This window comes from uncultured Psychrobacter sp., assembly GCF_947488565.1.
Classification (GTDB): Bacteria; Pseudomonadota; Gammaproteobacteria; order Pseudomonadales; family Moraxellaceae; genus Psychrobacter; species Psychrobacter saeujeotis.
In genome coordinates this window covers 367,108-390,833 of the sequence record NZ_CANKZC010000002.1, presented here as the reverse complement: position 1 = coordinate 390,833, position 23,726 = coordinate 367,108, and the positions used below count along the sequence as shown (strand labels likewise).

Annotated in this window: 21 protein-coding genes; 14 read left to right on the top strand and 7 right to left on the bottom strand. The window is 42.6% G+C overall.

What is annotated here, in order from left to right; all coding sequences use genetic code 11:
• Positions 1–3: 3 nt before the first annotated feature.
• Entirely contained in the window at positions 4–195 is a 192-nt protein-coding gene (locus Q0890_RS05950) for a DpnD/PcfM family protein (protein ID WP_299218584.1), read from the bottom strand.
• A 162-nt stretch (positions 196–357) separates the two neighbouring features.
• Here Q0890_RS05950 and Q0890_RS05945 point away from each other — a divergent pair, with 162 nt between their 5' ends.
• The gene (locus Q0890_RS05945) at positions 358–834 is read left to right on the top strand and encodes a hypothetical protein (protein WP_299218583.1); all 477 of its coding nucleotides are present in this window, start codon (positions 358–360) and stop codon (positions 832–834) included.
• A 182-nt stretch (positions 835–1,016) separates the two neighbouring features.
• The gene (locus Q0890_RS05940; protein ID WP_299218582.1) at positions 1,017–1,547 is read left to right on the top strand and encodes a hypothetical protein; all 531 of its coding nucleotides are present in this window, start codon (positions 1,017–1,019) and stop codon (positions 1,545–1,547) included.
• Here the strand turns inward: Q0890_RS05940 and Q0890_RS05935 are convergent.
• On the bottom strand, positions 1,504–2,268 hold the full coding sequence (locus Q0890_RS05935) for a DpnI domain-containing protein (protein ID WP_299218581.1): 765 nt from the start codon (positions 2,266–2,268) through the stop codon (positions 1,504–1,506). The genes Q0890_RS05940 and Q0890_RS05935 overlap by 44 nt on opposite strands.
• Positions 2,269–2,438: 170 nt before the next feature.
• On the opposite strand from Q0890_RS05935, the gene mltG reads away from it, so the two are divergent.
• Together mltG and tmk are read left to right on the top strand one after the other, a co-directional pair.
• Positions 2,439–3,704 carry an endolytic transglycosylase MltG gene (gene mltG / locus Q0890_RS05930; RefSeq protein ID WP_299218580.1) on the top strand — a complete coding sequence of 422 codons (1,266 nt, stop codon included), beginning with the start codon at positions 2,439–2,441 and terminating at the stop codon, positions 3,702–3,704.
• Between the two features lie 101 nt (positions 3,705–3,805).
• Positions 3,806–4,513, top strand: a complete 708-nt coding sequence (gene tmk, locus Q0890_RS05925) for a dTMP kinase (protein WP_299218579.1) — start codon at positions 3,806–3,808, stop codon at positions 4,511–4,513.
• A gap of 287 nt (positions 4,514–4,800) precedes the next feature.
• Here tmk and Q0890_RS05920 read toward each other — a convergent pair whose 3' ends face one another.
• The gene (locus tag Q0890_RS05920) at positions 4,801–7,113 is read right to left on the bottom strand and encodes a cation:proton antiporter (RefSeq protein WP_299218578.1); all 2,313 of its coding nucleotides are present in this window, start codon (positions 7,111–7,113) and stop codon (positions 4,801–4,803) included.
• A 704-nt stretch (positions 7,114–7,817) separates the two neighbouring features.
• Here Q0890_RS05920 and Q0890_RS05915 point away from each other — a divergent pair.
• The 7 genes from Q0890_RS05915 to Q0890_RS05885 all read left to right on the top strand — a co-directional run bounded on the left by Q0890_RS05915 (position 7,818) and on the right by Q0890_RS05885 (position 14,961).
• Entirely contained in the window at positions 7,818–9,275 is a 1,458-nt protein-coding gene (locus Q0890_RS05915; RefSeq protein WP_299218577.1) for a Do family serine endopeptidase, read from the top strand.
• Between the two features lie 144 nt (positions 9,276–9,419).
• A complete protein-coding gene (locus tag Q0890_RS05910) occupies positions 9,420–10,694 on the top strand; it encodes a hypothetical protein (protein WP_299218575.1) in 1,275 nt (424 codons plus the stop codon).
• Between the two features lie 324 nt (positions 10,695–11,018).
• On the top strand, positions 11,019–11,924 hold the full coding sequence (gene dapA / locus Q0890_RS05905; RefSeq protein WP_299218574.1) for a 4-hydroxy-tetrahydrodipicolinate synthase: 906 nt from the start codon (positions 11,019–11,021) through the stop codon (positions 11,922–11,924).
• Positions 11,925–12,014: 90 nt separating this feature from the next.
• Positions 12,015–12,338 carry a hypothetical protein gene (locus tag Q0890_RS05900; RefSeq protein WP_299218572.1) on the top strand — a complete coding sequence of 108 codons (324 nt, stop codon included), beginning with the start codon at positions 12,015–12,017 and terminating at the stop codon, positions 12,336–12,338.
• Positions 12,339–12,432: 94 nt separating this feature from the next.
• Positions 12,433–13,146: a phosphoribosylaminoimidazolesuccinocarboxamide synthase gene (purC, locus tag Q0890_RS05895; RefSeq protein WP_299218570.1), complete on the top strand. Its 714-nt coding sequence runs from the start codon at positions 12,433–12,435 to the stop codon at positions 13,144–13,146.
• Between the two features lie 806 nt (positions 13,147–13,952).
• Positions 13,953–14,600 (top strand): DNA-3-methyladenine glycosylase, encoded by a 648-nt coding sequence (locus Q0890_RS05890; protein ID WP_299218568.1) that lies wholly within the window; start codon positions 13,953–13,955, stop codon positions 14,598–14,600.
• 49 nt (positions 14,601–14,649) lie between these two features.
• On the top strand, positions 14,650–14,961 hold the full coding sequence (locus Q0890_RS05885) for a YqfO family protein (RefSeq protein ID WP_299218566.1): 312 nt from the start codon (positions 14,650–14,652) through the stop codon (positions 14,959–14,961).
• 313 nt (positions 14,962–15,274) lie between these two features.
• Here Q0890_RS05885 and Q0890_RS05880 read toward each other — a convergent pair whose 3' ends face one another.
• Positions 15,275–15,880 carry a PepSY domain-containing protein gene (locus tag Q0890_RS05880; protein ID WP_299218564.1) on the bottom strand — a complete coding sequence of 202 codons (606 nt, stop codon included), beginning with the start codon at positions 15,878–15,880 and terminating at the stop codon, positions 15,275–15,277.
• Positions 15,881–16,249: 369 nt separating this feature from the next.
• On the opposite strand from Q0890_RS05880, the gene Q0890_RS05875 reads away from it, so the two are divergent.
• On the top strand, positions 16,250–16,957 hold the full coding sequence (locus Q0890_RS05875) for a divalent cation transporter (RefSeq protein ID WP_299218562.1): 708 nt from the start codon (positions 16,250–16,252) through the stop codon (positions 16,955–16,957).
• A gap of 693 nt (positions 16,958–17,650) precedes the next feature.
• Here the strand turns inward: Q0890_RS05875 and Q0890_RS05870 are convergent.
• Positions 17,651–17,854: a CsbD family protein gene (locus Q0890_RS05870; RefSeq protein ID WP_299218560.1), complete on the bottom strand. Its 204-nt coding sequence runs from the start codon at positions 17,852–17,854 to the stop codon at positions 17,651–17,653.
• Between the two features lie 620 nt (positions 17,855–18,474).
• On the opposite strand from Q0890_RS05870, the gene Q0890_RS05865 reads away from it, so the two are divergent.
• On the top strand, positions 18,475–20,703 hold the full coding sequence (locus tag Q0890_RS05865) for a molybdopterin oxidoreductase family protein (protein ID WP_299218559.1): 2,229 nt from the start codon (positions 18,475–18,477) through the stop codon (positions 20,701–20,703).
• A 161-nt stretch (positions 20,704–20,864) separates the two neighbouring features.
• On the opposite strand, the gene Q0890_RS05860 is transcribed toward Q0890_RS05865, so the two are convergent.
• Both Q0890_RS05860 and Q0890_RS05855 read right to left on the bottom strand, forming a co-directional pair.
• Positions 20,865–22,193 (bottom strand): D-amino acid dehydrogenase, encoded by a 1,329-nt coding sequence (locus Q0890_RS05860; RefSeq protein ID WP_299218557.1) that lies wholly within the window; start codon positions 22,191–22,193, stop codon positions 20,865–20,867.
• Positions 22,194–22,272: 79 nt separating this feature from the next.
• Positions 22,273–23,025, bottom strand: coding sequence for a folate-binding Fe/S cluster repair protein (locus Q0890_RS05855; RefSeq protein WP_299218556.1), 753 nt, complete (start codon positions 23,023–23,025; stop codon positions 22,273–22,275).
• A gap of 310 nt (positions 23,026–23,335) precedes the next feature.
• Between Q0890_RS05855 and Q0890_RS05850 the strand changes: the two genes are divergently transcribed.
• The gene (locus tag Q0890_RS05850; protein WP_299218554.1) at positions 23,336–23,689 is read left to right on the top strand and encodes a zinc ribbon domain-containing protein YjdM; all 354 of its coding nucleotides are present in this window, start codon (positions 23,336–23,338) and stop codon (positions 23,687–23,689) included.
• Positions 23,690–23,726: the final 37 nt, after the last annotated feature.

Sequence of the window (23,726 nt, the reverse complement as noted above, 5' to 3'; positions counted from 1 at the left end):
CGATTACTCTTCTGCAAATATAATAAATTTGGTATCGAGCATATCATCAGGATATAACACAATGTCTTCATTTCTATATTTTTCGCTCGCTTTTAGTATAGCAGTTTCTCCATTCTCAGCAGTCACTTCTATTAGAGCGCTCATCGTTTCTATGACTTCTATTTGATAAGTTCTCAAACCTTTTTTATCTGTCATTACTTTCCTCTCTTATTTTAAGTCAATACATTTAACATTATGCTTTTTAACATCGCAAAAAGTCTCAAAAGAAGTGATCGTCTTTTGTTACTGGCACTTGTGTCATGCGATAAATTGATCAATGATCACTTTTTTAGTCGTTCAATAAAAAGGTGAAAGTAGATGAGCTCAGTATATGAAGATGAAAGAATTCCCTTGCAGATTCGACGGTTGATGATTTTTGATGAAATCTGCCATAAAGCAAAAAAATCTCCTGACGAAATAATCCATTTATCAAAATTTACTCAATTATCATTAGGTGTCATGTATTTACAAGATTTCAAAATGTTTATCGCTTTTGGAGGTGTATTTGAATATGCAGAAACACGTGAAGAGGTTATTGAACAACGCATTAGAGTCTTTCCAAACGATGAACCAGTAACACGCGCGCTAACAGTCAATTTAAAGCAATTCACTCGACCTGCACGTAAACCTTTACAGTTACTGTGGTACTGGAACGCCTATGTTAAGAATAGAATGCATGCTTACATCGACTATCGGGAAGAAGTTTTTTTCCGAATCAATGATGAAATTGATTCAGAGTTTCCTCCCCATAAGTTTCATGATCGTTTAGTTGCAACAGCGCGTATGCCATTGTAGGATGATAGAGAAGAGTTGATTGCAGATGTGTATCGCGATAATAGAGGGCAACCGAAGCCTGAAAAATACAATGAAAAACGTTTAATATGATTTAGACGGTGACGACCTCTTCAGTATTATTCACTTATTTGAATCAATAAATGTCTAAATTCTATTATGTTTTATACAACAAGAGATAAAATATGCAACCAACCTACAATGAAAAACGTATTCCTGTACAACTTCGTCGGTTAATGATTTTTGATGAAATCTGCTGTAAAGCTAAAATGTTTCCTGACGAGATGGTTCACTTAAATTATTATTCAAATATCGCATTTGGTGTTATTTATTCTACGTTAAGCGATAAATATACAGCGTTTGGTAGCGTATTTGAATACGCACATACTCGTGCCGAAGTTGTTCAGCAAGGGTTAGATAAATTAGCTCACGATGAGTATATATCTAGTGCAATGACGGTTAAACGGCAGCCTTTCACTAAGGCTTGTCGTACACCTCTACGTCTATTATTGAGCTGGAGTAAATATGTTAGTAATAAACCTAGTTATTCATTGAGCAACGATATTAAGTATTTTTTTCCAGTAAATGATAAGTTAAAGCTAGACTATCCGCCTCATAAGCTTTATGGACGTTTAGTGGCAAACGCCGATTTACCTCTTTGGAATAATGAAGTTAGTTTATTTTCCGATAGTGTCCACGACCTAAAAACTCAATAATGCCTTTATCCCGTAGCACTTGTAATTGCTGGCGGATTTTATCGTGAACGTGGTTATTATCAGGATGTTTGAGTTGTAATGCATCTGCAAAAGCATAGACCTGTTTTAGAGAAAAATTATTATTAAGTCTGTCAATACATTGCCAAATATCTAATGTCCAGCCGCGTGAGTCTAGCGATTGCTTACGTAAGAATAGCGTTTTTTGAAATTGTTGAGTAACGTTATCGCGCGCAATGACTTTTTGATTCTTTACTAAAAACACTTTTCCTGATTCTGGCACTTTACGCAAATCGATATTGCAGCCAACCCAACCTGCACGTTTGGCAGTTATTGGTAAAGGTTTACGTTTTACAATCATATCTGGCTTAAAAAAATGCTTAGGAATGATCAAAAAATTATTAACGGTGCATTCTTTGGAGTAAGTCAAAAAGAAAAAGCTTGGGTTATCGTCACTATTGACACGCTCAATCATAGTTTTATAAGCACCATCATTGATGATATTGCTTAATTTTGCCTTTTTACTTTTTAGTTCATATTGCTCGTCACAGTTTGAACAATAAAAATCAGCGACTGGCTTATTATTGGCAAATTCAGCTAACGGCTGGGTGCTACAGTTGGGGCAGTAACCATTGTCTTTCACCCATGCCTCACTAAGTACCCGAATTTTTTGAGATTGAGAGCTATAGTTTTTAGCAAGAATTTGATTAAAATGTAGATTCATAATAAGTTTTCATTATTAATAGGTGAGCGTAGAAATATCAACAAAAGGTTTTAGTATTAAGCCATATAACTTAGCCTAAATGCCAAGTTAATCGATAAGCTATGCAAATAACATTGAAAAGCACACGGTTCAATGCTAAATTCTAGCAAACATCTGCCTCGCGAGTTGCCATGAGCAAGCCTACACCTGAAATACCTCCTGAACGTCCAAATGATCCTGCATCAGACAAGCGAGACGGCACTATTAACGATCCTGCTAAGACATCTACAGACTCTGATAATGATGACAAAGCACCAGCGACGGATATTTCGCTTATTAATGGACGAAACACCCCGCGTGAGTATAAAAAAGACAACCAGTCGTTTTTTATGCAGCGTGGTTATCAGATTTTATTGGTATTGGGACTGATTGCCGCCTTTTTATTGGTGATGGTTTATCAAACGTTGTTTGGTCGTATCGAGCAGCCCAAGCAAAAGGTGACGATTGAGCAGGGTGACACTTATTATGGCTTGCTTCCGCAGTGGCAACAGCAAATCCCGCTGTTTTCTGCTAGTATTGCCAAGTTTTATATCAAGTCGCAAGTAGATGCACCGCTGCATGCAGGTATCTATCAGTTGCCAGAGAACCCGACGATAGCAGAAGCCTTGCACGTCTTACAACAAGGTGCAAAGGTGGCGATGGTAAAAGTACAAGTCATCGAAGGCAAAACCGCTAAAGACTTGTATCAAAATCTACGCGATAACCCAGGCATCAAAAAAGAAGTACTGACCGCTGATAGTGACAATGCTAGTATCGCAGAAGCGCTGGATCTGGTGGGTATACTGCCTGATTCGGTGATCAATAGCGACGACCCTATTGTGAGATATAATCTTGAAGGCTGGTTCACTCCTGATACCTATTATTATGGCGAAGATGCCAGTGACAAGCAGGTGTTGACAGATCTCTATAAGCGCCAGCAACAAGCACTGACCCTAGCTTGGGAGAACCGTGCAGCCGATTTGCCGTATAAGACGCCTTATGAAGCATTGATTATGGCGTCAATTATCGAAAAAGAAACCAGTGTGCCTGAAGAGCGTGAGCTGGTAGCCGCTGTGTTTACCAATCGATTGAATAAAGGGATGCGCATGCAGACGGACCCGACCATTATTTACGGTATGGGCAGTCGCTACGATGGCAATATCCGCCGTCAAGATATCGATGAAAAAACATCATATAATACTTATCAAATCGATGGTTTGCCGCCCACGCCTATCGCCCTGCCATCTGCTGCCTCTATCGAAGCCACATTGCACCCAGCTGATAGCGAAGCCTTATATTTTGTGGCGACAGGCAATGGAGGCCATAAGTTTACCAATAGCTTGGACGAGCATAACCAAGCGGTAAGAGACTACTTAAAAGTCATGCGTGAAAGAAAGTCCCAAACACCGCCAGAGTAAGAGAGTAGCAACGAGACTTGGTCACAAGCGTTAAACGCTCGATAACCATTTTTATTTTGCACAAAAATAAGTAACACAATTTTGAAATACAAGGCAATACCATGTCAGTACCTATAAATATGCAAGCGACTCAACTGGCTACTGATAAAGAAGCATCCGATATAGACACAGTGAGCGAAAGTGGGCGCTTTATTAGCTTTGAGGGTACCGAAGGGGTGGGCAAAACAACCGCTATTGAGCAGCTTTGCTCGCGTTTAGAAGCAGCGGGTATTGACTATCTGCGGACACGTGAGCCTGGCGGTAGTCCATTCGCTGAGCGTCTGCGTGCTATTTTATTGGACCCCACGACCGACATCAACGATGACACGGAGCTACTGCTATTGTTTGCCGCCCGCTGTGATCATATTCAGCAAGTGATTGCCCCAGCATTACAACGCGGTACTTGGGTCATCTGTGATCGCTTTACGGACTCTACTATCGCCTACCAAGGCTTTGGTCGTGCGCAGGGCAATAGTGAAGTATTGACAAAAATAGAGACGCTTATCGCCCAGTTTGTCCCAAGGTTGCCTGAGCTGACACTTTGGCTGGATTTACCTGTGCTTGAGGGTATGAGCCGTGCAGGTAAGCGTAGCGTAGCCGATCGCTTTGAGCAGCAGGCGCTGGCGTTTTTTACGCAAGTATATAGAGGGTTTGATACGCTTGCTACTGCACATCCTGAGCGTATTCGTCGCATTGATGCATCAGGTACTGCCAAGGAGGTCAGCGCGCGTATCTGGCAAGCGGTTGAGTCGCAGTTTGGGCTGGTTTAGGATGTTTGTAAGCGTATAGCGTTTATAGCTACTCTTATATAGTCGATACTAAATAAAAGAGATACACTGCATAGATTCGCTAGACTGGTACAAATTTTTCTTGCGTGCTGTGCTTGCGCAAACAGAGGCGGCAAAAAATTTATCCCAGTCTCGCTGTATCCTTTGTATATTGACCTGACCGTAGTCTATAACCTACTAAACAAAAACCCCAGCTTTAATAGCTGGGGTTTTTTATGGCATTAAGATAAAGTGCTGCTATGACAAACTGACATTACTGTTTATCTGGACTATTTATCCGTACGCTTGTTTGACTCTGCGTCAATGGAGCCAGCACTATCGTCACTGTCAGAAGCTTTAGTGGAGTCTGTATTTTTATCCGTATCAGGCAGACGATTCGGATCAAGCGAGCCCTTTTTATTTTTGGGTGCGCTGCCACTACCGTTGGCATTGGCTTTTAACGCGGCGACTGAGCTTGAAACTTTTTGCGCGGGCTTTGTCGTCTCAGTAGCTTTAGCAGCTGAGTTGACAGTTTCTTGGCTATTAGCTACAGGGCTGATCGATTTTTCTTTGGCAGTCACGTTATCTGACCCTGCCAGCGAATCTGCTGCTGATGTAGCGTTTGACTGTGCCGGTGGACTTTGACTCTGGTCATCTACATCAGCTTTCGTTGCTGTTGCGTTATCTTGTTCAGATTCATCGGCCAGCTCTTCAGTCATCTCTTTTTCTTTGCGTTTTTCAGGCGCTTTAGAGTTGGCTTCAAAATGTGCATCAGCGATGGCACGTGCTTGTACTTGTTTGTCAGTCACGTCTACAGGCTTTGGTTGTATATCGTCATCGACGACCAAAGCGACCAGCTTACGATCACGGGGCACAACACCATCGAATTTGTCCGTAATCACACTCAGCTTGCCTTCTTTATCGAGCGTATATAAAGGGACAAATTGTTTGTTATCCGCTTTGTATTGCTCAAAGCTATAGCTGTCAGTGATATTGGTAATCTTGATACGCGCTTTTTTAGATAGCATGCTGGCAAGCTTGGTGTAAGTAACGTCTTTGCCAAACAGCCACTGAGAATGGAAGTTTGATTGTTTGGTATCGCGCTCATTTTTGACTTTTTCGTCGCTGAACTTTAGACGAAATATCTTTTGTTCACCAAATTCATGACGATAATGTATTTCAGATAAGGTGTTTAATTCTTTATCTGTACTCATAGCAAACAGATGGCCAATACCGATCAAGTCAAGATGATGATCGGCGTGATCTGAGACTGGGTTACCAAAGTAAGTGCGTAGGCCACTCATACGAGCACCGGCAATATTGGTATAGTTGTTATGCGCCACGATCACATCAAAGCCCTGATCTCGTAAAGATGTCGCTACTAATAACGCGATGGGGTTTGAGCCGACGACCAAAATACCGTTGGTGGCAGGCTCACGTACACCCAGCAAATTACCGACCATTTTAGCGCCTAAGCCTTGAATCATGACCGTACCGATGATGACCATAAAGACTAGCGGTACTAATAGCTCAACACCTTGAATATCGTACTCTTGCAGACGAATGGCAAACAGCGATGAGATGGCGGCGGCGACAATACCACGCGGACCAATCCAGCTAATCATGAGCTTTTCATTGGTCTTTAGATTGGAGCCAATAGAAGATGCCCAAACAGATAGCGGACGCGCGACGAACATCACGATGGCCAACAATATAATCCCTGCAAAACCTACGCTCATCAGGCTTGCCAGCTCTACACGAGCCGCAAGAATAATGAATAATACGGAGATTAATAAAACAGTCAACGACTCGTTAAATTCCAAAATCGTATCGCGCGGGAAGTTTGGCCAGTTTGCCAGTGCCACGCCAAGTACGGTCACGGTTAAAAGACCAGACTCATGCTCTAAATGGTTCGATATTGAAAATAGTACTAAGACAAAGGCGAGGGTAAAGACATTGCGTAAAAACTCAGGCACCATATGACGACGCATTAAAAACGCCAATACCCACGCGCCTGCCATACCAAGTGCTGTCGCTAAAACCACAATCTTGGCAAATAGCAAAAGACTGCTGGCCTCACCGCCTGAGATGATGTACTCATACACCAATACCACAGCAATCGCACCGATAGGATCGATGATGATACCTTCCCACTTGAGGATATTAGAGATGGTTTTATTTGGACGTACACTACGTAGTAACGGCATAATCACCGTCGGCCCAGTCACACAAACCAGCGCACCAAATAATAACGCAATCAAAGGGTCGACATCGAACAACAGATAGGTCGATAGCGCCACTACCGCGATGGTAATGACCACCCCGATTGACACCAGCATCTGCACCACGGTTCCATGCTGCTTGATTTCATCAAACTCAAGTGTCAACGAGCCTTCAAACAAAATAATGGCCACACCTAAAGAGATAATAGGGAACATAAGCTCGCCTAAAACCAAATCAGGGTCAAAGTAACCCAATACTGGACCGACAATAATGCCGATCAGCAACAAAAACAAAATGGACGGTTGCTTTAAGTACCAAGCCAACCATTGGGCCGCGATGCCGATCCCAACCACGCCGGATAACAATAGGGCGGTATCCATAAATTAATCCTTTTATAAGCTTGTCATACTGCACATACGTTAGGGGGACGCTTACAATCTAATAGCGGCTCTTGATAAGCGTAAAATAGACCCTAACTTTTATGATAGTAAATAGTTATTGCAAACGGTAACAACGGTTTTTTTATGACGATTGGTTATCATACAGGGGTAGTTATGCCATATAACGTAATCGGCAAAAATAGTAGTAGAAATCTATATAATAGGAAAAAGCGTTCAAAAGCAGTTACAAGTCATCTTATAATGCACAAACAGACAGGGCAAACCAATAGAAACAAAGACTAGCACATAATAATTTCATAGAAAATGACTGCGTATTATTTATAAACTTTTGTTTATTATTGAATTTATTTGGTTTGTTATCATACCATGATTTTATTTTGCTTGTACGAAACGTGTTATAGGTACAAACATAACAAGCAATCAGTGGTAGTAGAGAGTGACGATACGAGTTAACACTTTACAAACGAATTTTTCTATATACTCGTTTAGGCATCTTGTTTATGTATAAAGCAGTAGGCACATAGCCATGACAACTGTTCTCCTGCATAATACAAACGGCGTTTATCCAATCATAGTGCGTATTGGTTTGGGTAGTCTAGAGAAAACGAGTCAATCAGGCTATATAAGTAAATCAAAAAAACAGAAGACAAAATGTTTAAACGTCTAAAAGGGAGAGTAATGAGATGAATGGCCAATCACAATGTCATCAGCTACAGGGCAAACTACAACGCAGTATACTGACAGCGATCTTAAGCACAGCGATGACCACAGGTATCAGCGCATTAGCTATCGGTTCCATGACTGTCTCTAGTGCGCAAGCTGCCGTCATTACTACTGATTTCTCTGATCTTGTACAGCAAGTAACACCAGGCGTGGCACGGGTCAATGTAACCAAGACCGTCAGTGAGGCTGAGCTGGCAAAAGCCCAGACTGCTGACTTATTACGCAAGTTCTTTGGTGACCGCGTACGTATCCCTGAACAGGCGGTGATACCAGCGATTGAACATGCTTATGGCACTGCGTTTTTTGTGACCTCTAACGGTTATATGCTTACCAATCATCATGTAGTAGAAGGCGCAGATAACATTACTGTCACTTTAAACGACCGTACAGAGCTTGATGCGACGCTGATTGGGAGTGATGAGCGCTCAGATGTAGCCGTATTAAAAGTATCAGGTAGGCAGTTTCCAGCGCTACCTATTGGCGACTCTAATCTTATAAAAGTCGGTGAGCCTGTATTGGCGATTGGCTCACCATTCGGCTTTGATTACTCAGCTTCCGCTGGTATTGTGAGTGCTAAGTCACGCAGCTTCTCACGCGAGACCAGTGTCCCTTTTATCCAGACAGATGTGGCGCTCAATCCTGGCAACTCAGGTGGGCCACTATTTAACCAGCGCGGTGAAGTCATCGGTATCAACTCACGGATTTTTAGTGGTACAGGGGGCTATATGGGTTTGTCGTTTTCAATCCCGATAGATGCGGCGATGGATATTTATGAGCAGCTCAAATCTAACGGTGAAGTGGCGCGTGCTTATCTGGGCATCTATCCGCAGGATATCGACCGTAACTTGGCCGAAGTCTATCAGTTAGCACGGCCACAAGGTGCGCTTTTGACCCGCGTATCGCCAGATTCACCTGCGCAAAAGGCGGGACTTAAAACAGGTGATATTATTTTGCAGTATAACGATAGCAAAATCATGCGAGCATCAGACCTATTAAACCTCATCAATCGCGCGCGTCCCAATGATGCTTTTCGCGCACAAGTACAACGTAACGGTAAGCAGTTGACGCTATCCGGTAAGCTTAGTCAGGCTCCAAGTGATGTCCAAGCTCAGGGTCGTGATCAGCAAAATAACGAAGTGCGCGTAGGCCTGCGTCTGCGTAACCTCACGCCAGATGAGCAAGCGGAGCTTGCAACCGATGACAAGACTGGCGTACTCGTTACCGCTGTTGACCCGACAGGACTGGCTGCGCGTTCAGGTATCATGGCAGGGGATATCATCACCAATTTGAATCAAAAGCCTATAGCCACTGCAAGCGATTTCTCTGATGCCATCTCGTCGCTACCGACTAAAGGGGTGGTGACCATTGAAGTGATGCGTCAAGGGATACCAGCGATTATCGGACTGCGTATCGAGTAGGGCCAATTATAACAACTGGTCATAAAGGGTCGTCAAAGAGACTTGTTTATCATCGATGTCGCCCTTTATAATGGCTGGTTTTTTGATTTTAATCAGAATCAGTATTTCTTTATTTTTGTACGTCTATATTATAGCTAGGTATTCATGATTGACCACACCCTCTATACGCTAAGTATGCTTACCGCAATAGCACTGTTAGCGTACGTGGTATTGTGGTCAGGATTACAAACCTTTAATGCCAACCCCAGTAAGCGCTTTATGCGTATTTGGCCAAAATTGGCATTATATTATGCCGCCTACACCATGCCGATTTGGGCACTACTGTTAATCATCGATCGAGCACAAAACGTGACTTCGGTAGTGGCGCAGCTACCATTATCGCTAGTATTGATCGCATTAGTAGCTATGGGGTTGTATTTTTATACGGTTATCGTGCAGCCCAATCGCTTGCGTATACATCGACAGACGGTGGATATTGACTTAAAAACATCGCTGAACGTAGCCGTATTAGCAGATTTACGTATTGGATTGTATAGTGGCAAACCGCGACATATACGCAAGCTTGTGGCGACAATTAACGAGCTATCGGTAGATGCGGTATTGATTACTGGCGATTGGCTTTATTATCCAGGAGCGGATTTGGTTGGGCAACTGATGCTTTTTAAAGGCATCAATAAGCCTGTTTATACCGTCATGAGCATCTCAGATTTACGTTATCAATCGATGAATACGACCAAGCAGGGTCAACCCTTATTAGAAGATACTTTGGCGTGTGCTTTTGATGTACTCGACATTACTTATATCGGTCAGCAATGCCGGTTGCTACCGCCAATTGCTACTTCCCTTACTAAAAACATCACACCAAGTGCGCAACCAAAAAGCTCAAATCTGACACCGCAGGTTGCGATGCTGTGCGGCTGGCAGGATATGCCGTCATCTTATAAAGGCAACAGTCAACAAGTTGATGGCAAGCAATCTGGTAAGAATCCCGTCGCAAAAACATCTCAGTTACCCAAACCGACTCAGAATGATGCTATTGATAGCGACATTACCATGGTAGCTAATAAAGCGGAGCTGTGTACTGAAATTGAAGAATCGGTACTGCCAGTTGTTATTCTGGCGTCACGCTTTGATAGTATTACGGATTTACCAAAAGCATTAAAGCCAAGGCCGTTATTGATTGCTGCAGCGGCAAAATCAGCAAAATCTAGCGAAAAACTAAGCAACCTACCCAAGCCGCAACGCGCTAATAATGGTGCTAGTATCAAATCTACTATTTTTTCTTATGCAGGCTTCAATAATACGCGCGGATTGTATCAACATGCAAGCGCCCAAGTATTCGTCAGTAGTGGCATCGGTACGCGCGGGTTGCCATTTCGTCTCCGTCGTCCTACCATTGATGTATTGACGATTCGTTAAAAGTAAGTAAAAATTTATCAAGGTTGATACTGGTTGTTAAACATACTTCTATACTAAAAGATTTAAGTGTTTATTCTCTACAAATAATAGCCAATTGACGCTCAATTGTTAGTGAGTGACTAAATCAAAATATGCTACACTATCGAGCATTTATAACAATAGTTAATAAAATTTATATAGTTAATAATATTTATTTAGCCAAACATTCATCACAATTGAGTGTTGAGCGAACCGCATTAATATGAAGCAGGACAGTAGTCCTTGCATACGACCTATCATGTGATAGCTTTAATCAAAGCTAAGACAATACAGTAAGGCACAGTTATGAGTACAGCATACGACGATATCAAAACCCGACTACAAGGCTCAATGGTAGCCCTAGTGACGCCCATGCATCCTGACGGTACGGTCGATTATAAACGTCTTGCCAAGCTTATAGACTGGCAGATTGAGCAGGGCACCCATTGTCTCGTTGCAGTTGGAACTACAGGTGAGTCTGCGACTTTATCCATGCAAGAGCATAGTGATGTTATTTGCTACTTCGTCAAGCATGTCAATGGCCGCGTACCAGTCATTGCTGGGACAGGCGCTAATAATACCATGGAGGCGATTAAGCTTACTCAAGATGCTAAAGAAGCTGGTGCAGACTGTGCGTTATTGGTCGCACCTTATTACAATAAGCCGCCTCAAGAAGGCCTGTATCAGCATTACAAGGCTATTGCCGAAGCCGTAGATATGCCGCAAATGCTTTACAATGTACCAGGTCGTACAGTCGTAGATATCGCCCAAAAAACTGTAGAGCGTCTAGCGGATATCGACAATATCGTGGCGATTAAAGATGCGACTGGCTCTGTGGAACGCGGAGAGCAATTGATCAAAGCGGTCGGTGACAGAATGGTCGTCCTATCCGGCGATGATGGCACAGCGCTTGACTTGATGAAGGTGGGCGGTAAAGGTAATATTTCAGTGACTGCCAATGTCGCACCTAAAGCAATGAGTGAAACCTTCTCAGCCGCTCTACGTGGGGATTTCGATACAGCGTATGCGCTACATGATGTCGTTAAGCACTTACATCGTGATTTATTTATTGAGTCGAGCCCTATTCCAGCAAAATATGCGTTACATAAGATGGGTATGATAGATACGGGTATTCGTCTACCGCTAGTATGGTTGGCCAAAGAGCACCATGCCACGATTGATACTGCCTTAGCACAGGCAAACTTATTATAAAAATCGACTAAAAACCAGTTATTGGGTGCGGTGAATACAGCATTAACACCGTGTCTATAGAAGTGTCGATTGCTAACTCTGAGAGATGATATGATGAAAGCATCATTAACGACCCCAAAACGTCTGACCGCACTAGTGACTGTGGTGTTGAGCAGTACTTTAGTGTTAAGTGGCTGTCAGGCTACCAAAGAGCTACTCGGTAAGCGTGACAATGGCAGTTTAGAATATCAAGACAGCAAAAAGCTTGCGCCATTAGAGATGCCTGTCGCCCAAGAATCAGCACCATTTGTACCTTTGTATCCAACACCGAATCTTGGCGCAAATACGCTCAAGCTACAGAATGAATCAGGCAAACAGTATCAACTACCAAAACCTGAACGCGCGGTTCCAGTAACTGCTCTCCCTGCTAATTAGTAATTTAGTCTCTTACGTATTATATTGCAGCCAATATTTTGGCCGTGGTTGCACGTTTTTATTACATAAGTTTGAATGAACAGGATCCTCTACCATGCAAAAGCAACAATTGCTCTATAAAGGCAAAGCCAAATCTGTCTATGAAACCGAGGACAATGATTTTTTAATCTTGCACTTTCGTGATGACACCTCAGCGCTTGATGGCAAACGTATTGAGCAATTGGCACGTAAGGGCGAAGTCAATAACCGCTTTAATACCTTTATTATGCAAAAGCTAAGCGATGCTGGCATCGAGACGCATTTTGAACAGCAGCTCTCTGGCGATGAAGTGCTGGTTAAGCGCATGGATATGCTGCCCGTTGAGTGCGTGGTGCGCAACTATGCTGCTGGTAGTCTGGTGCGCCGCTTAGGGTTAGAAGAGGGGCAGGTATTGACGCCGCCAACTTTCGAGCTGTTTTATAAGGATGATGCGCTAGGCGACCCGATGGTCAACGAATCACTGGCCGTAACTTTAGGCTGGGCGAACGATGATCAGCTGGCGAAAATGAAAAAAATCAGCTATCAGGTCAATGAGGTCTTAAAAGACTTGTTTGACAAGGGCGATTTGATTTTGGTTGACTTTAAACTTGAGTTTGGCGTCTTTCATGACCGCATCGTTTTAGGTGATGAGTTCTCACCAGATGGTTGCCGTATTTGGGACAAAGCAACCAAGAAAAAACTCGATAAAGACCGCTTCCGTCAGTCTTTAGGCGATGTGATCGAAGGCTATGAAGAGGTCGCCCGCCGTATTGGGGTACCGATGGATTAAAGATATTTATATGTTCAATAAAAACTGGGTCCTGTGCTCAGTTTTTTTATGCTTACTGTTTATGCTTACTGATTGGTACTGTTGATAATCTACAACATAGTTGACAACAATTAATAGTCGTTATTAGATCAAATATTATAACGGCGTTTAAAATAAATACTCTAACAGAAAGGAGTTACGAAAATCGCTGTTAAATATTCCGAATAAAAATATAAAGGTTGAGAACAACCACATAATTGAAAAATAAAGTTTGTTTTGGTCTGGAGTCCAACCCCAAGAGCCAAGTCTCTCTGCCATACTAGCATTAGAAAATATGAGCCATCTGAACAATAAACAAATAAGAATATAAAGAATAATCCATATAAGCATTCTATTACCTCACTTTTTGTATATATATTATATGTATAGGCTGTATAGGGAGCAGAACGGACAGACGTCTATTAGTCCTTACAACCATGAGATGTCATTGTCTTTACTAGGGTTTGAAAATATAATCTTATTATTTTTTCAAATGATAAAAGAACAGGGTAGATAATCTTTTTCATGTTAGCCCAAAAAGCTTATTTATCGATAATAGTTCATACAATACAGCTGAAACAGTTAGTTTTCAATGTATACCCTATAGGAGTCACATAAATAGACCACTTAAAACCAATTGCTAAAGGCAAACAGTCAGTACCAACCATCAAACTTCGCTAACGCACAGCTTTTATTCACATCAATGCAAACATAGCACAAACATTCCCAGCACAACGATCTTTTAATTTTTATGCTAAGTTATTCATAAAAATAAAAAGGTCACCTCCATGCCCACGACACAAGAACAAATGACTAAAGCTACCATATTAATGCCTGATTGGTTCACCCGCCCAACCTGCGTGGTGGCAGCAGATTTGATTGGCAAAATTTTATGTCGACAGATGACAGACACTGATGGCAACGTTAAAACGCTGCGTATGCGTGTTTCAGAAACTGAAGCTTATATCGGTGAAGACGATCCTGCTTGTCATTCGCATGCAGGTACTCGTACCTCACGTACTAAGATTATGTATGAGCAAGGGGGCGTATTTTACGTTTACCTGACTTATGGTGTGCATCATATGCTCAATCTCATCAGTGGATCTGCTGAGTCACCTGAATCAGTATTGATTCGCGCTGGATTTTTATGTGAAAACAGTGATCGCTTAATTGAGGAGCAAGCGCTCGGCAAAGACAAACAGCTGAATCATATCAAACAGTTAGCAGGGCCAGGTAAGCTGACTAAGCGCTTACAAATTGATCGCGATTTGTACGGCGCGCCTATTGCTTTTGAGTCTGGCGTTTGGATTGAGGATGATGGTTGTCAGCCGCCATTATCATTACGTCCTCGTATCGGTATTGATTATGCTGGTGAGGCCAAAGACTGGCTACTGCGCTACGTATGGACAGATCATCCGTCATTATCAAAAAAGTAAGGCGTGCTAGCGCTTTGTATTATCTACATCAACACTTGGAGGTTAACAGATGTATAAACTAACGGTTTTTATTCCAGATAGTGCTTTGGAATCAGTTAAAGCGGCGCTATTTGCCGCCGGTGCTGGTAGTATTGGTAATTATGAACAGTGCTGCTGGCAGGTACAAGGGATGGGGCAGTTTATGCCGACTGCTGGCAGCAATCCGCACATTGGCGCACAGGATACGTTAGAGCAGGTGAATGAGTGGCGCATTGAGATGGTGGTTAAAAAATCAATCATCCAAGAGGTGATCGATGCATTGAAGCAGGCACACCCATATGAGACGCCTGCCTATGATGTGATAGAGGTGCTAGACTTTTAGTACGCGCAAGATTTGTACTTCTTGACGTTAGTTCCTTTTAAAGCTAACTGTCTTTGGTTTTGATAGTCTTTTTATGTTTTTTATAGATGTTGATGAGGTAAATTGTCATCAATAATATCGCCGTAAGCAATGTAACTAGCTAGGGACGGCGCAACCGATAATGATAGCGTCTTATGATGATGGTCATAAAAAACGGCCAGATAAGACCAAAGTGGCTTATCTGACCGGCGGTACCAAAGGGTGGGTACCTAAATCGAAAGGATGCTACAAGCTTATGAAAATCATCGCAAGCTTTAGTCATACAAGGCGTCTGTTAGTCACGCTCAAGTTTAATGACGTTTAAGTTAGGATAGCCTAAGATTACTTCATAGTCTTGACCACTATTGGTAGCTTCAATCTCAAAGACACCTTGGCCATTTTTTTCATCAATCTCGATATCTTCGACTTGATAGCCCATGTTGTTTAGCTTTTTTATAGCGCGCTGTTTAATCTTAGGGTAGCGTGACTCGTTTTTAATAGTTTCTTCGATGTCATTTTTATCATGGTGATCGCCGTGATGTTTTCTATCATCCCAGATAGTGGACCACTCTTTTTTGTCAGAGCTGATAAGCTTTAAGCCTGGATAAGTATATTTAAGCTTATAAGGTTGATTGTTCTTTTTAGCATAGACGTTGATACGCGAGTCTGATACTGGTTCGACGTCCATCACATAGTAGCCACTTCGACGTAAATCAGCGCGCAGTTTACCAATATTTTTGCCAAAATTCTTATCTTTATAGATATGGTTGTATCCGCCTTCATAGCTGTTGCCGCCATGGTCATACGCCATCGCTGTACCGCCAATAGCGGTACTAAGTAGCGCGGCACCTAGGAGTGATGCAGTCATCGTTTTTAAGGTAGTGCGGTTTTTTGTACTCATTATAGGTATCCTCTTCTTTATTACTATTTTTCAGTTAGTCAGTTGCATGGCACTTTGATTTTATTTACCAAACAATTTTAGTTGTTAGCGTTCTTAGTTATTAGCATTCACCGATTTAGGCGTATCTATAACATTGTTATTGAACTCATTTGTTAAGCTATTGCTAATCAACAAAAATATTCTGACATATTTTTTTACATTCACTATGGTAGGCGTCAAAACTTGATAGCAGATGTCGTTTTCGTTAATAAGTTGTAAGTAATTCTGATGCTTTCGTAAGAATACTACGCGTTTAGTGAACACGATCTTGTAAATACTGTGATATCACGCTAACACTAAGACTGTTTAAAATAATAAAAAGGACAAGCTATGCTGCTAAAACTTATTCTGTTTTCAGGGTTTGCTGGTATCACCGTATTTGTTGGTGGTCTTTTGGCCAATATGTTTGATCATCATGTTAAAGACAGTCCAGTTAAATACGAAATCACTCATACGCTTATGTCGTTTGGTGCTGGCATTATTTTATCGGCACTAGCATTGGTACTAGTACCAAAAGGAATGGAGACGCTTAACGTCTGGGGTGTAATGGGATCATTTTTAGTAGGAGCCATACTGTTTATGCTCATTGATCGGCGTCTGGCCAAGTCGGGTGGTCAGCAGGCGACCTTACTTGCGATGATGATGGATTTTGTACCTGAGTCGATTGCGCTTGGAGCGGTATTTGCTATCGAGCCACAGATGGCGGCATTACTGGCAGTCTTTATTGGCCTACAAAACTTACCAGAATCGTTCAACTCTTTTCGTGATTTGGTTCAAAGTGGCTTTAGTGTCAAAAAAACCTTATCGATATTTTTTGGTTTAAGCTTTTTTGGCATTATCTCAGCGCTCATCGGGCATTATTTACTCAGCTCATATCCAGATTTGACCGCCCATCTGATGATATTTGCTAGTGGCGGTATTTTATATCTGCTCATTCAAGATCTTATTCCTGAGAGTAAACTTGATAATCATTATTTGACATCATTGGGTGCTTGTCTCGGGTTTTTGGTAGGCATCATCGGTGAGATGCTGATCTAATCTTGGTTATACTGCAGGTTATAGCGAGCTATTATAAGGAATATGTAAAATCATTGTGTAAGCATATGCTTACAAGCAATGACGCTTACGCGACTTAACATGAAAGCAATAATTTGACACTATAGTCACACGGCATTAGGGAGTATGACTCAAGGATTGGGTTGACCGCATTAAGGATAATGATTCACTTGTTAGCATCAGGAAGATAATAATAAGTGGAGTAAGGATACATAACCTTTGCTGAGAGCAGCAGTACATGCTGTGATAGTCGTAGTAAAAAGGGCAGGATGCCTAGTATCACAACATACTGAATATTATGCAAGGATGTATAGCAGTCAGTCGTGATAGGTAACATGGATAGTTAACAATAAAACCGCATAACAATAGATTGCTATGCGGTTTTATCGTGTCTAACGGTTAAGAAAATGCTATTTTACCAAAGTATAGCTATAGTAAGGATTTTTTTAACTTACTGAGCAGTGAGATAAATGAGTCAAAAGCAAAACAGAACTACAATCAGAAATTATTTTTTTGGTTTATTGAGTACGTCTCTCAACGAGTTTATTAAGCAGATTGGTTGGACAGTATATAAGCTATTGACCATTAAAAAACCGCATAACGTTGATGCGGTTTTTTATTTTCTGATTGAGATACGTTAAATATTATTCATTTACTTTTTTAGCGAAAAATATCTTAGTATTTGTGTTCGCGGCGCCAATCGTCTACTTCGCGTTCAGCGTCATCTTTACTATGGCCATAGCGTTCTTGTACACGGCCGACCAATTTATCACGGCTACCTTCAATATGGGTCAAATCGTCATCAGTCAGATCGCCCCATTTTTGCTTAACAGCGCCTTTCATTTGGTTCCATTCGCCTTTTAGAGTATGTTCGTTCATTATTATATTCCTTCTGTTGTTATTGAATTAAGTTTTAAGACAATCATTCCATCTGTCTTTATTGAATATTTTATTTATCATACAGTTGTCATTGGTAGACACCAACAAGCCAACTGGTGATATCTAATATAAGTGCTAACAATTGCATTGTCTGTATATGCAATGTTTAGAGTGTTACTTCATTATGGTTGTCTGCATACCTTTGTTAGAAGCTCCTTATCTATGTAAAGAATTCATGATTTTTCTTTAGATTGCGTAAGGAGTATAAATAGTTTTTAGATAAATGAGCTGAGATATGCGAGTCGATTAAAGACATATTAGTCAAATAAATACGCTCCGTTAAACATTCATTTATAGAACTACCGCTTAAATAGATATAATCTTATTGTTATAACAATAGCTATAACAACTGCTAGAGTGTGCTCTTGCGTTAAAAATAATTGAAGCTATAAATATGATAGAACGAAATTTATACGGTCAGTTTAAGAGAGCGTCAACACAAAAAAGGCGTATAAAAGTGCGATAAATCGCACGTTGAATGAATCTGACATCGTATTTGACTTCTATAGAGTGGATTGTAGGTATAGAGTTGAGGGTAGAAAGATCACAAGGAGCGTGTCATGAGTAACGAGCAAACCAAGACGAATGAGCAAACCCACTTTAGAACGTGCAATTTATGCGAAGCGATGTGCGGTATCGTCATCAAGCACGATGGTGACAAGGTATTGTCGATTAAAGGCGATAAAGACGATCCATTCTCTAAAGGTTATATTTGCCCAAAAGCGACCGCCTTGCAAGACTTGCATGAAGACAGTGATCGTCTGCGTCAGCCCGTTGAAAGAACCGCTCACGGTTGGAAAGAGATTGGCTGGTCTGAGGCGCTAGATAAGGTTGCTGCTGGCATTCAGTCGGTACAGAAAAAACATGGCAAAAACGCCCTTGGTGTTTATCTAGGCAATCCTAATGTCCATAATCTGGGCGGCATGCTGACCATTAAGCATTTACTTAGTAGTATAAAGACGCGCAGTCGCTTTTCTGCGACTTCTATCGACCAGTTGCCGCACCATATCGTCAGTATGCATCTGTTTGGGCATATGCTGCGTATTCCTGTGCCCGACGTCAATCGTACCCAATATATGCTCATTATCGGCGGCAATCCGCTGGCGTCGAACGGCAGTATTATGACCGCACCGAACATGCGTCAAAAGCTCAAAGACATTAAAGCCCGTGATGGCAAAGTAGTGGTCATTGATCCAAGACGCACCGAAACAGCAGATATTGCGAGCGAGCATCATTTTATTCGTCCAGCGACCGATGTCTTACTCTTGCTCGCCATGCTCAATGAAATTTATCTGCAAGGTTATGCGGACAAAGCACGCGCGAAAAATAATAGAGCGATAGCCTTAGCGACAGAGATTGAGCGGCTTGCAGACTTTGCCAAAGACTATAGCGCAGAGTCCGTAGCTGCTATAACTGGTATTGCTGCAAATGAGATTAAGCGACTGGTTAAAGAGTTTTGTGAAGCTGAAAGTTCGATCTGCTATGGGCGTATGGGCGTATCGGTACAAGCGTTTGGCTTATTAAGCCAATATCTCATTATGATCATTAATATTGTCACTGGCCGTTTAGATGAAGTGGGTGGCCTGATGTTCCCCAATCCTGCAGTCGATGTGGTCAATAACTCAGGCCCAGGCTATCTTGGTAAACGTCATAGCCGCGTGAGTCATTTGCCTGATTTTAATGGTGATTATCCAGTGGTTACGATGGCGGATGAGATGCTGGTAGAGGGCGCGGGACAGTTAAAAGGATTTATGACTGTCGCTGGCAACCCTGTACTCAGCACGCCCAATGGTGAAAAGCTAGATGAAGCTTTTGCCAACTTAGACTTTATGGTCGCTATTGATTACTTCGTTACTGAAACCAGTCGTCATGCCGATATTATTTTGCCACCCGTATCGCCACTAGAGCGTGACCATTATGATGTCACTTTTAACAACTTTGCCGTGCATAACGTAGCTAAATACTCAAAAGCTTTATTTCGTAAGAAAAAAAGCGCCAAACATGACTGGCAAATCTATCTAGAGCTGGCAAAACGCTTGGATAAGAAAGCACCGCTTGCAACCAAAGTCGAACGTCTGTTAGTAAAGGTTTTGGGTCCGAAGTTTGTGCTCAATCAGGGTTTAAAGCGTGGACCTTATAAAGGTCTCAATCTAAACAAGTTAAAGAAAAATCCGCACGGGGTTGATTTAGGGCCGCTTAAAAGAATGTTGCCAGAAGCATTAAAACATCGAGATAAGCAGATTCATCTCAATGTGGACTTTTATCAAGCAGATTTAGCGCGTGTACAAGAGATGATGCAGAACTATGATGACAAGCAGATCCTATTGATCGGTCGTCGCCATGTACGTAGTAACAATTCGTGGCTGCATAATAGCTATCGCTTGGTAAAAGGTAAGCCGCGCTGTACGCTTATGTTGCATCCAGAAACGGCCAAAGAATACGGTATCGAGGACGGTCAAAACGTCAAAGTTACCTCGCGCGTTGGCAGTGTGACTATCATCGCAGAAGTCACCGATGAGCTGATGCCAAGCGTGGTGAGCATCCCGCATGGTTGGGGTCACGGCCGTAAAGGCGTCAAACAAAAGATTGCACAGGCGCATGCTGGTGTCAGTGTCAATGACTTGACGGACGATACGTTAATTGATCAGTTAAGTGGGAACGCAGCGGTCAATGGCGTCCCTGTGCAGTTAGAAGCCATCGAGCCTGAAATGGTTGATTTGGATACTACCGATTTAAGCGTTGATGCTGACAGCGAGTCTTCCGAAATCAAATCAGGAAGTGCTGCATAAAATAAGTACAAAAACTATAACGTGCTACTGGTACAAATTTTCTTCGCTTATGTGCCTACGCAGACAGAGGCTACGCAAAATTTTTACCAGTAGTACTATGCTTATTTTATGACAGATTAACTATACGAAAAGTCAATATGTATGGCTGGTGTAAGTGTTCTCTATTGAGCGTTTACACCTACAAAGTCAAAATCGACTGGCGGTGTCTCGCCTTGTATTAACAGACTAATCGCTTTGGCAGAACCACAAGCATGCGTCCAGCCAAGTGTACCATGACCCGTATTAAGCCATAAATTATCAAAACTAGCGCTTGTATTGTGACTACCATGACGGATGTGACCCTTATGCGCGCGTCCTATTAAAGGTACGTTTGATGGGGTCATCGGTCGCAGCCCTGCCCAATATTGTACAGAATTGACAATGATACCTTTTGGAAATAACTGCTGTACACGGCGCGTAATGGCTTGGCAGCGTACAGTGTTTAAGTCCAAATTATAGCCGTTAAATTCTGCCGTGCCTGCGACGCGCAATTTATCGCCAAGGCGTGAGGTAACCAGCTTAAACTCATCATCGATGAGACTGATAAAGGGCGCTAGGTGCGGGGCGCGGGGATTGACTTGATAAGTGGCCGAGTAGCCTTTAGCAGGGAAGATCGGTAGATGAATACTAAGCGGTTTTAGCAAGGTGACACTATAGCTACCAAGTGCCAATACATGGCTGTCTGCACTAAAAGTTTGCACATTTTCGCCTTTGGGACGGATATTGATGCTATGGATATGCGGGCGACTAGAGTGGGCGTCAGCGTTTAATGCCAATACCTCGGTGTCATATAAGAACTGTACACCAGCATCAGCGCAGCGCTCAGCTAAGCGCTGGGTAAATAGATGGGCGTTACCTGATTCGTCGCGGCTGGTATAAGTCGCGCCTTTAAGTTTATGGGCAATAGGATAGAGCGCGGGCTCCAGACTGGCCGCATTATTAATATCAATGATATGACGCTCACAGCCTAGCGCTTGCATACGCTCTGTTGGCGCCATAGCAGCGTCAAACTCAGCTTGGTCAGTATAAAAATGCATGATACCGCGCTTTTGCTGCTCGTAATCGATACCAATATCAGCACGTAGCTGCTGCAAAGTATTTCTAGAATACAATCCCAAACGCACCATCTGTACCAGATTGGCATCGGCTCTATCTGCGCGGCACTCCTGCAAAAACTCCATTGCCCACCTGAGCTGCGCCTTGTCAGCTCGCAGACGATACAGTAGTGGTGCGTCTTCTTTAAATAGCCACTTAAGCGCTTTCATTGGAGCAGCAGGATTGGCCCAAGGGGTCGCATGCGAGACCGATATCTGCCCGCCATTGGCAAACGACGTCTGCATTCCCGCTGCGGATTCACGCTCAATGACAGTCACATCATAGCCAGCTTGGCGAAGATACCATGCAGTGGTTACACCCACCACGCCTGCTCCAAGTACCGCAATATGGGTCATGAGTAAAATCTCTTAGTGACTGTTTTAGCTGCTTGTTGGGCAGTTTGCTGCGGTTTGGACCATGTTATTTTGGACCATGTTACTTTGGACGTGCGACATCAGCTTGAAGTGCTGTTGGCAACGCTAATAGGGTGAGGTCGCTATCATCAAGATGGGCTGGACGTGCAACGACTAGCGCTTCAAAGCCATCATTGGTAGCAATGGCGTTGACCACTTGGATTTTATCAAGCTTATCTCCTGCTGCTGGCGTATCACCTGTCCCGCTAACATAGTGCAAAAATGCTTTGGGCGCCGCTTTAAAGTAAATGCGAGCGATGACCTCTTGACCCAGATAGCAGCCTTTGTCGTAGTCCATACCGCCGCGCTGATGCAAACGCAGCTCTTGCGGCTGAAACTCACCCTGCGTTGCCGCTACGATCCAATAGTTGCCAGTAGCAATACTGCGCTGCATCCAAGCTTGAGTATCTTCCGCGGTATTATGCTCATCCTTATGACTAAAAGTTGGCTCATCAGCGAGCACACAAGGATAAATAGCCGTTGGCACGCTGGTCTCAAACTTCGAAAACGCCCCAAATTTCTTTAAATGTGCCTGTAAAGCGTCTACACAATCAGCGCTAACCACCACATCATAATGTTTTTCGTCTTGTTTTTTAATCCAAAGTCCAAATTCAATCCGCCCTTTTAAGTTGCTAAGGGCAGTTGGCTGATAGCTAAGACCAAGCTTAGTCACATCACAAGTTAATTGTCCTTGCAAAAATTTTTCGGCATCTTCGCCTTGGATAGTTAATTGAGAAAACTGCGGCAAAGTCGAGACGTCGGTAGATTGAGTCATTGTTATTATCCTTCTAATAAAAGCTTACCTATGAATAGCCGGGTCTTAGATATAAGGAACAAAAAAAGCAGATTGATGCTTTTATCCTTTATCAGACAAACGAATATAAAATTAAATGAGGTTAAGAAGAGTACCATAAAAAGCACTGTCATAAGAAACGCTATGGTTAAGGTTTAGATTGGGCGCAGTACCCAATTTTCAACCGTACAAATTGGTGAAAGCAGGCGAGTTACGGTACAATGCTATCTCTAGTTTAGGGTCTAGGCTAAGCCTAGAATAAACCTACATGATGATGGCTGCCGAGGAAATAATGAGCTTACCAAATTGTCCAAAGTGTGATGCTGAATATACGTACGAAGATGGTGCGTTACTGGTATGTCCGATGTGTGCCCATGAATGGACCGCAGCTGAAACTGATGCCGCTGAAGTAGAAGGGCAAGACGCAGTCATCCGTGATGCTGTCGGCAACGAGCTACAAGATGGCGATGCCGTGACCGTCATTAAAGACTTAAAAGTCAAAGGCTCATCCATCGTTATCAAAGTAGGCACCAAGGCAAAAAGCATTCGCTTGTTGCCAGATGCGAGCGATGGCCACGATATCGACTGTAAACTTGATGGCTATGGCCCCATGAAGCTTAAATCCTCAGTCGTCAAAAAAGCCTAAGATGATAAGTTTAACGAACAGATTCAACGATGTTTAA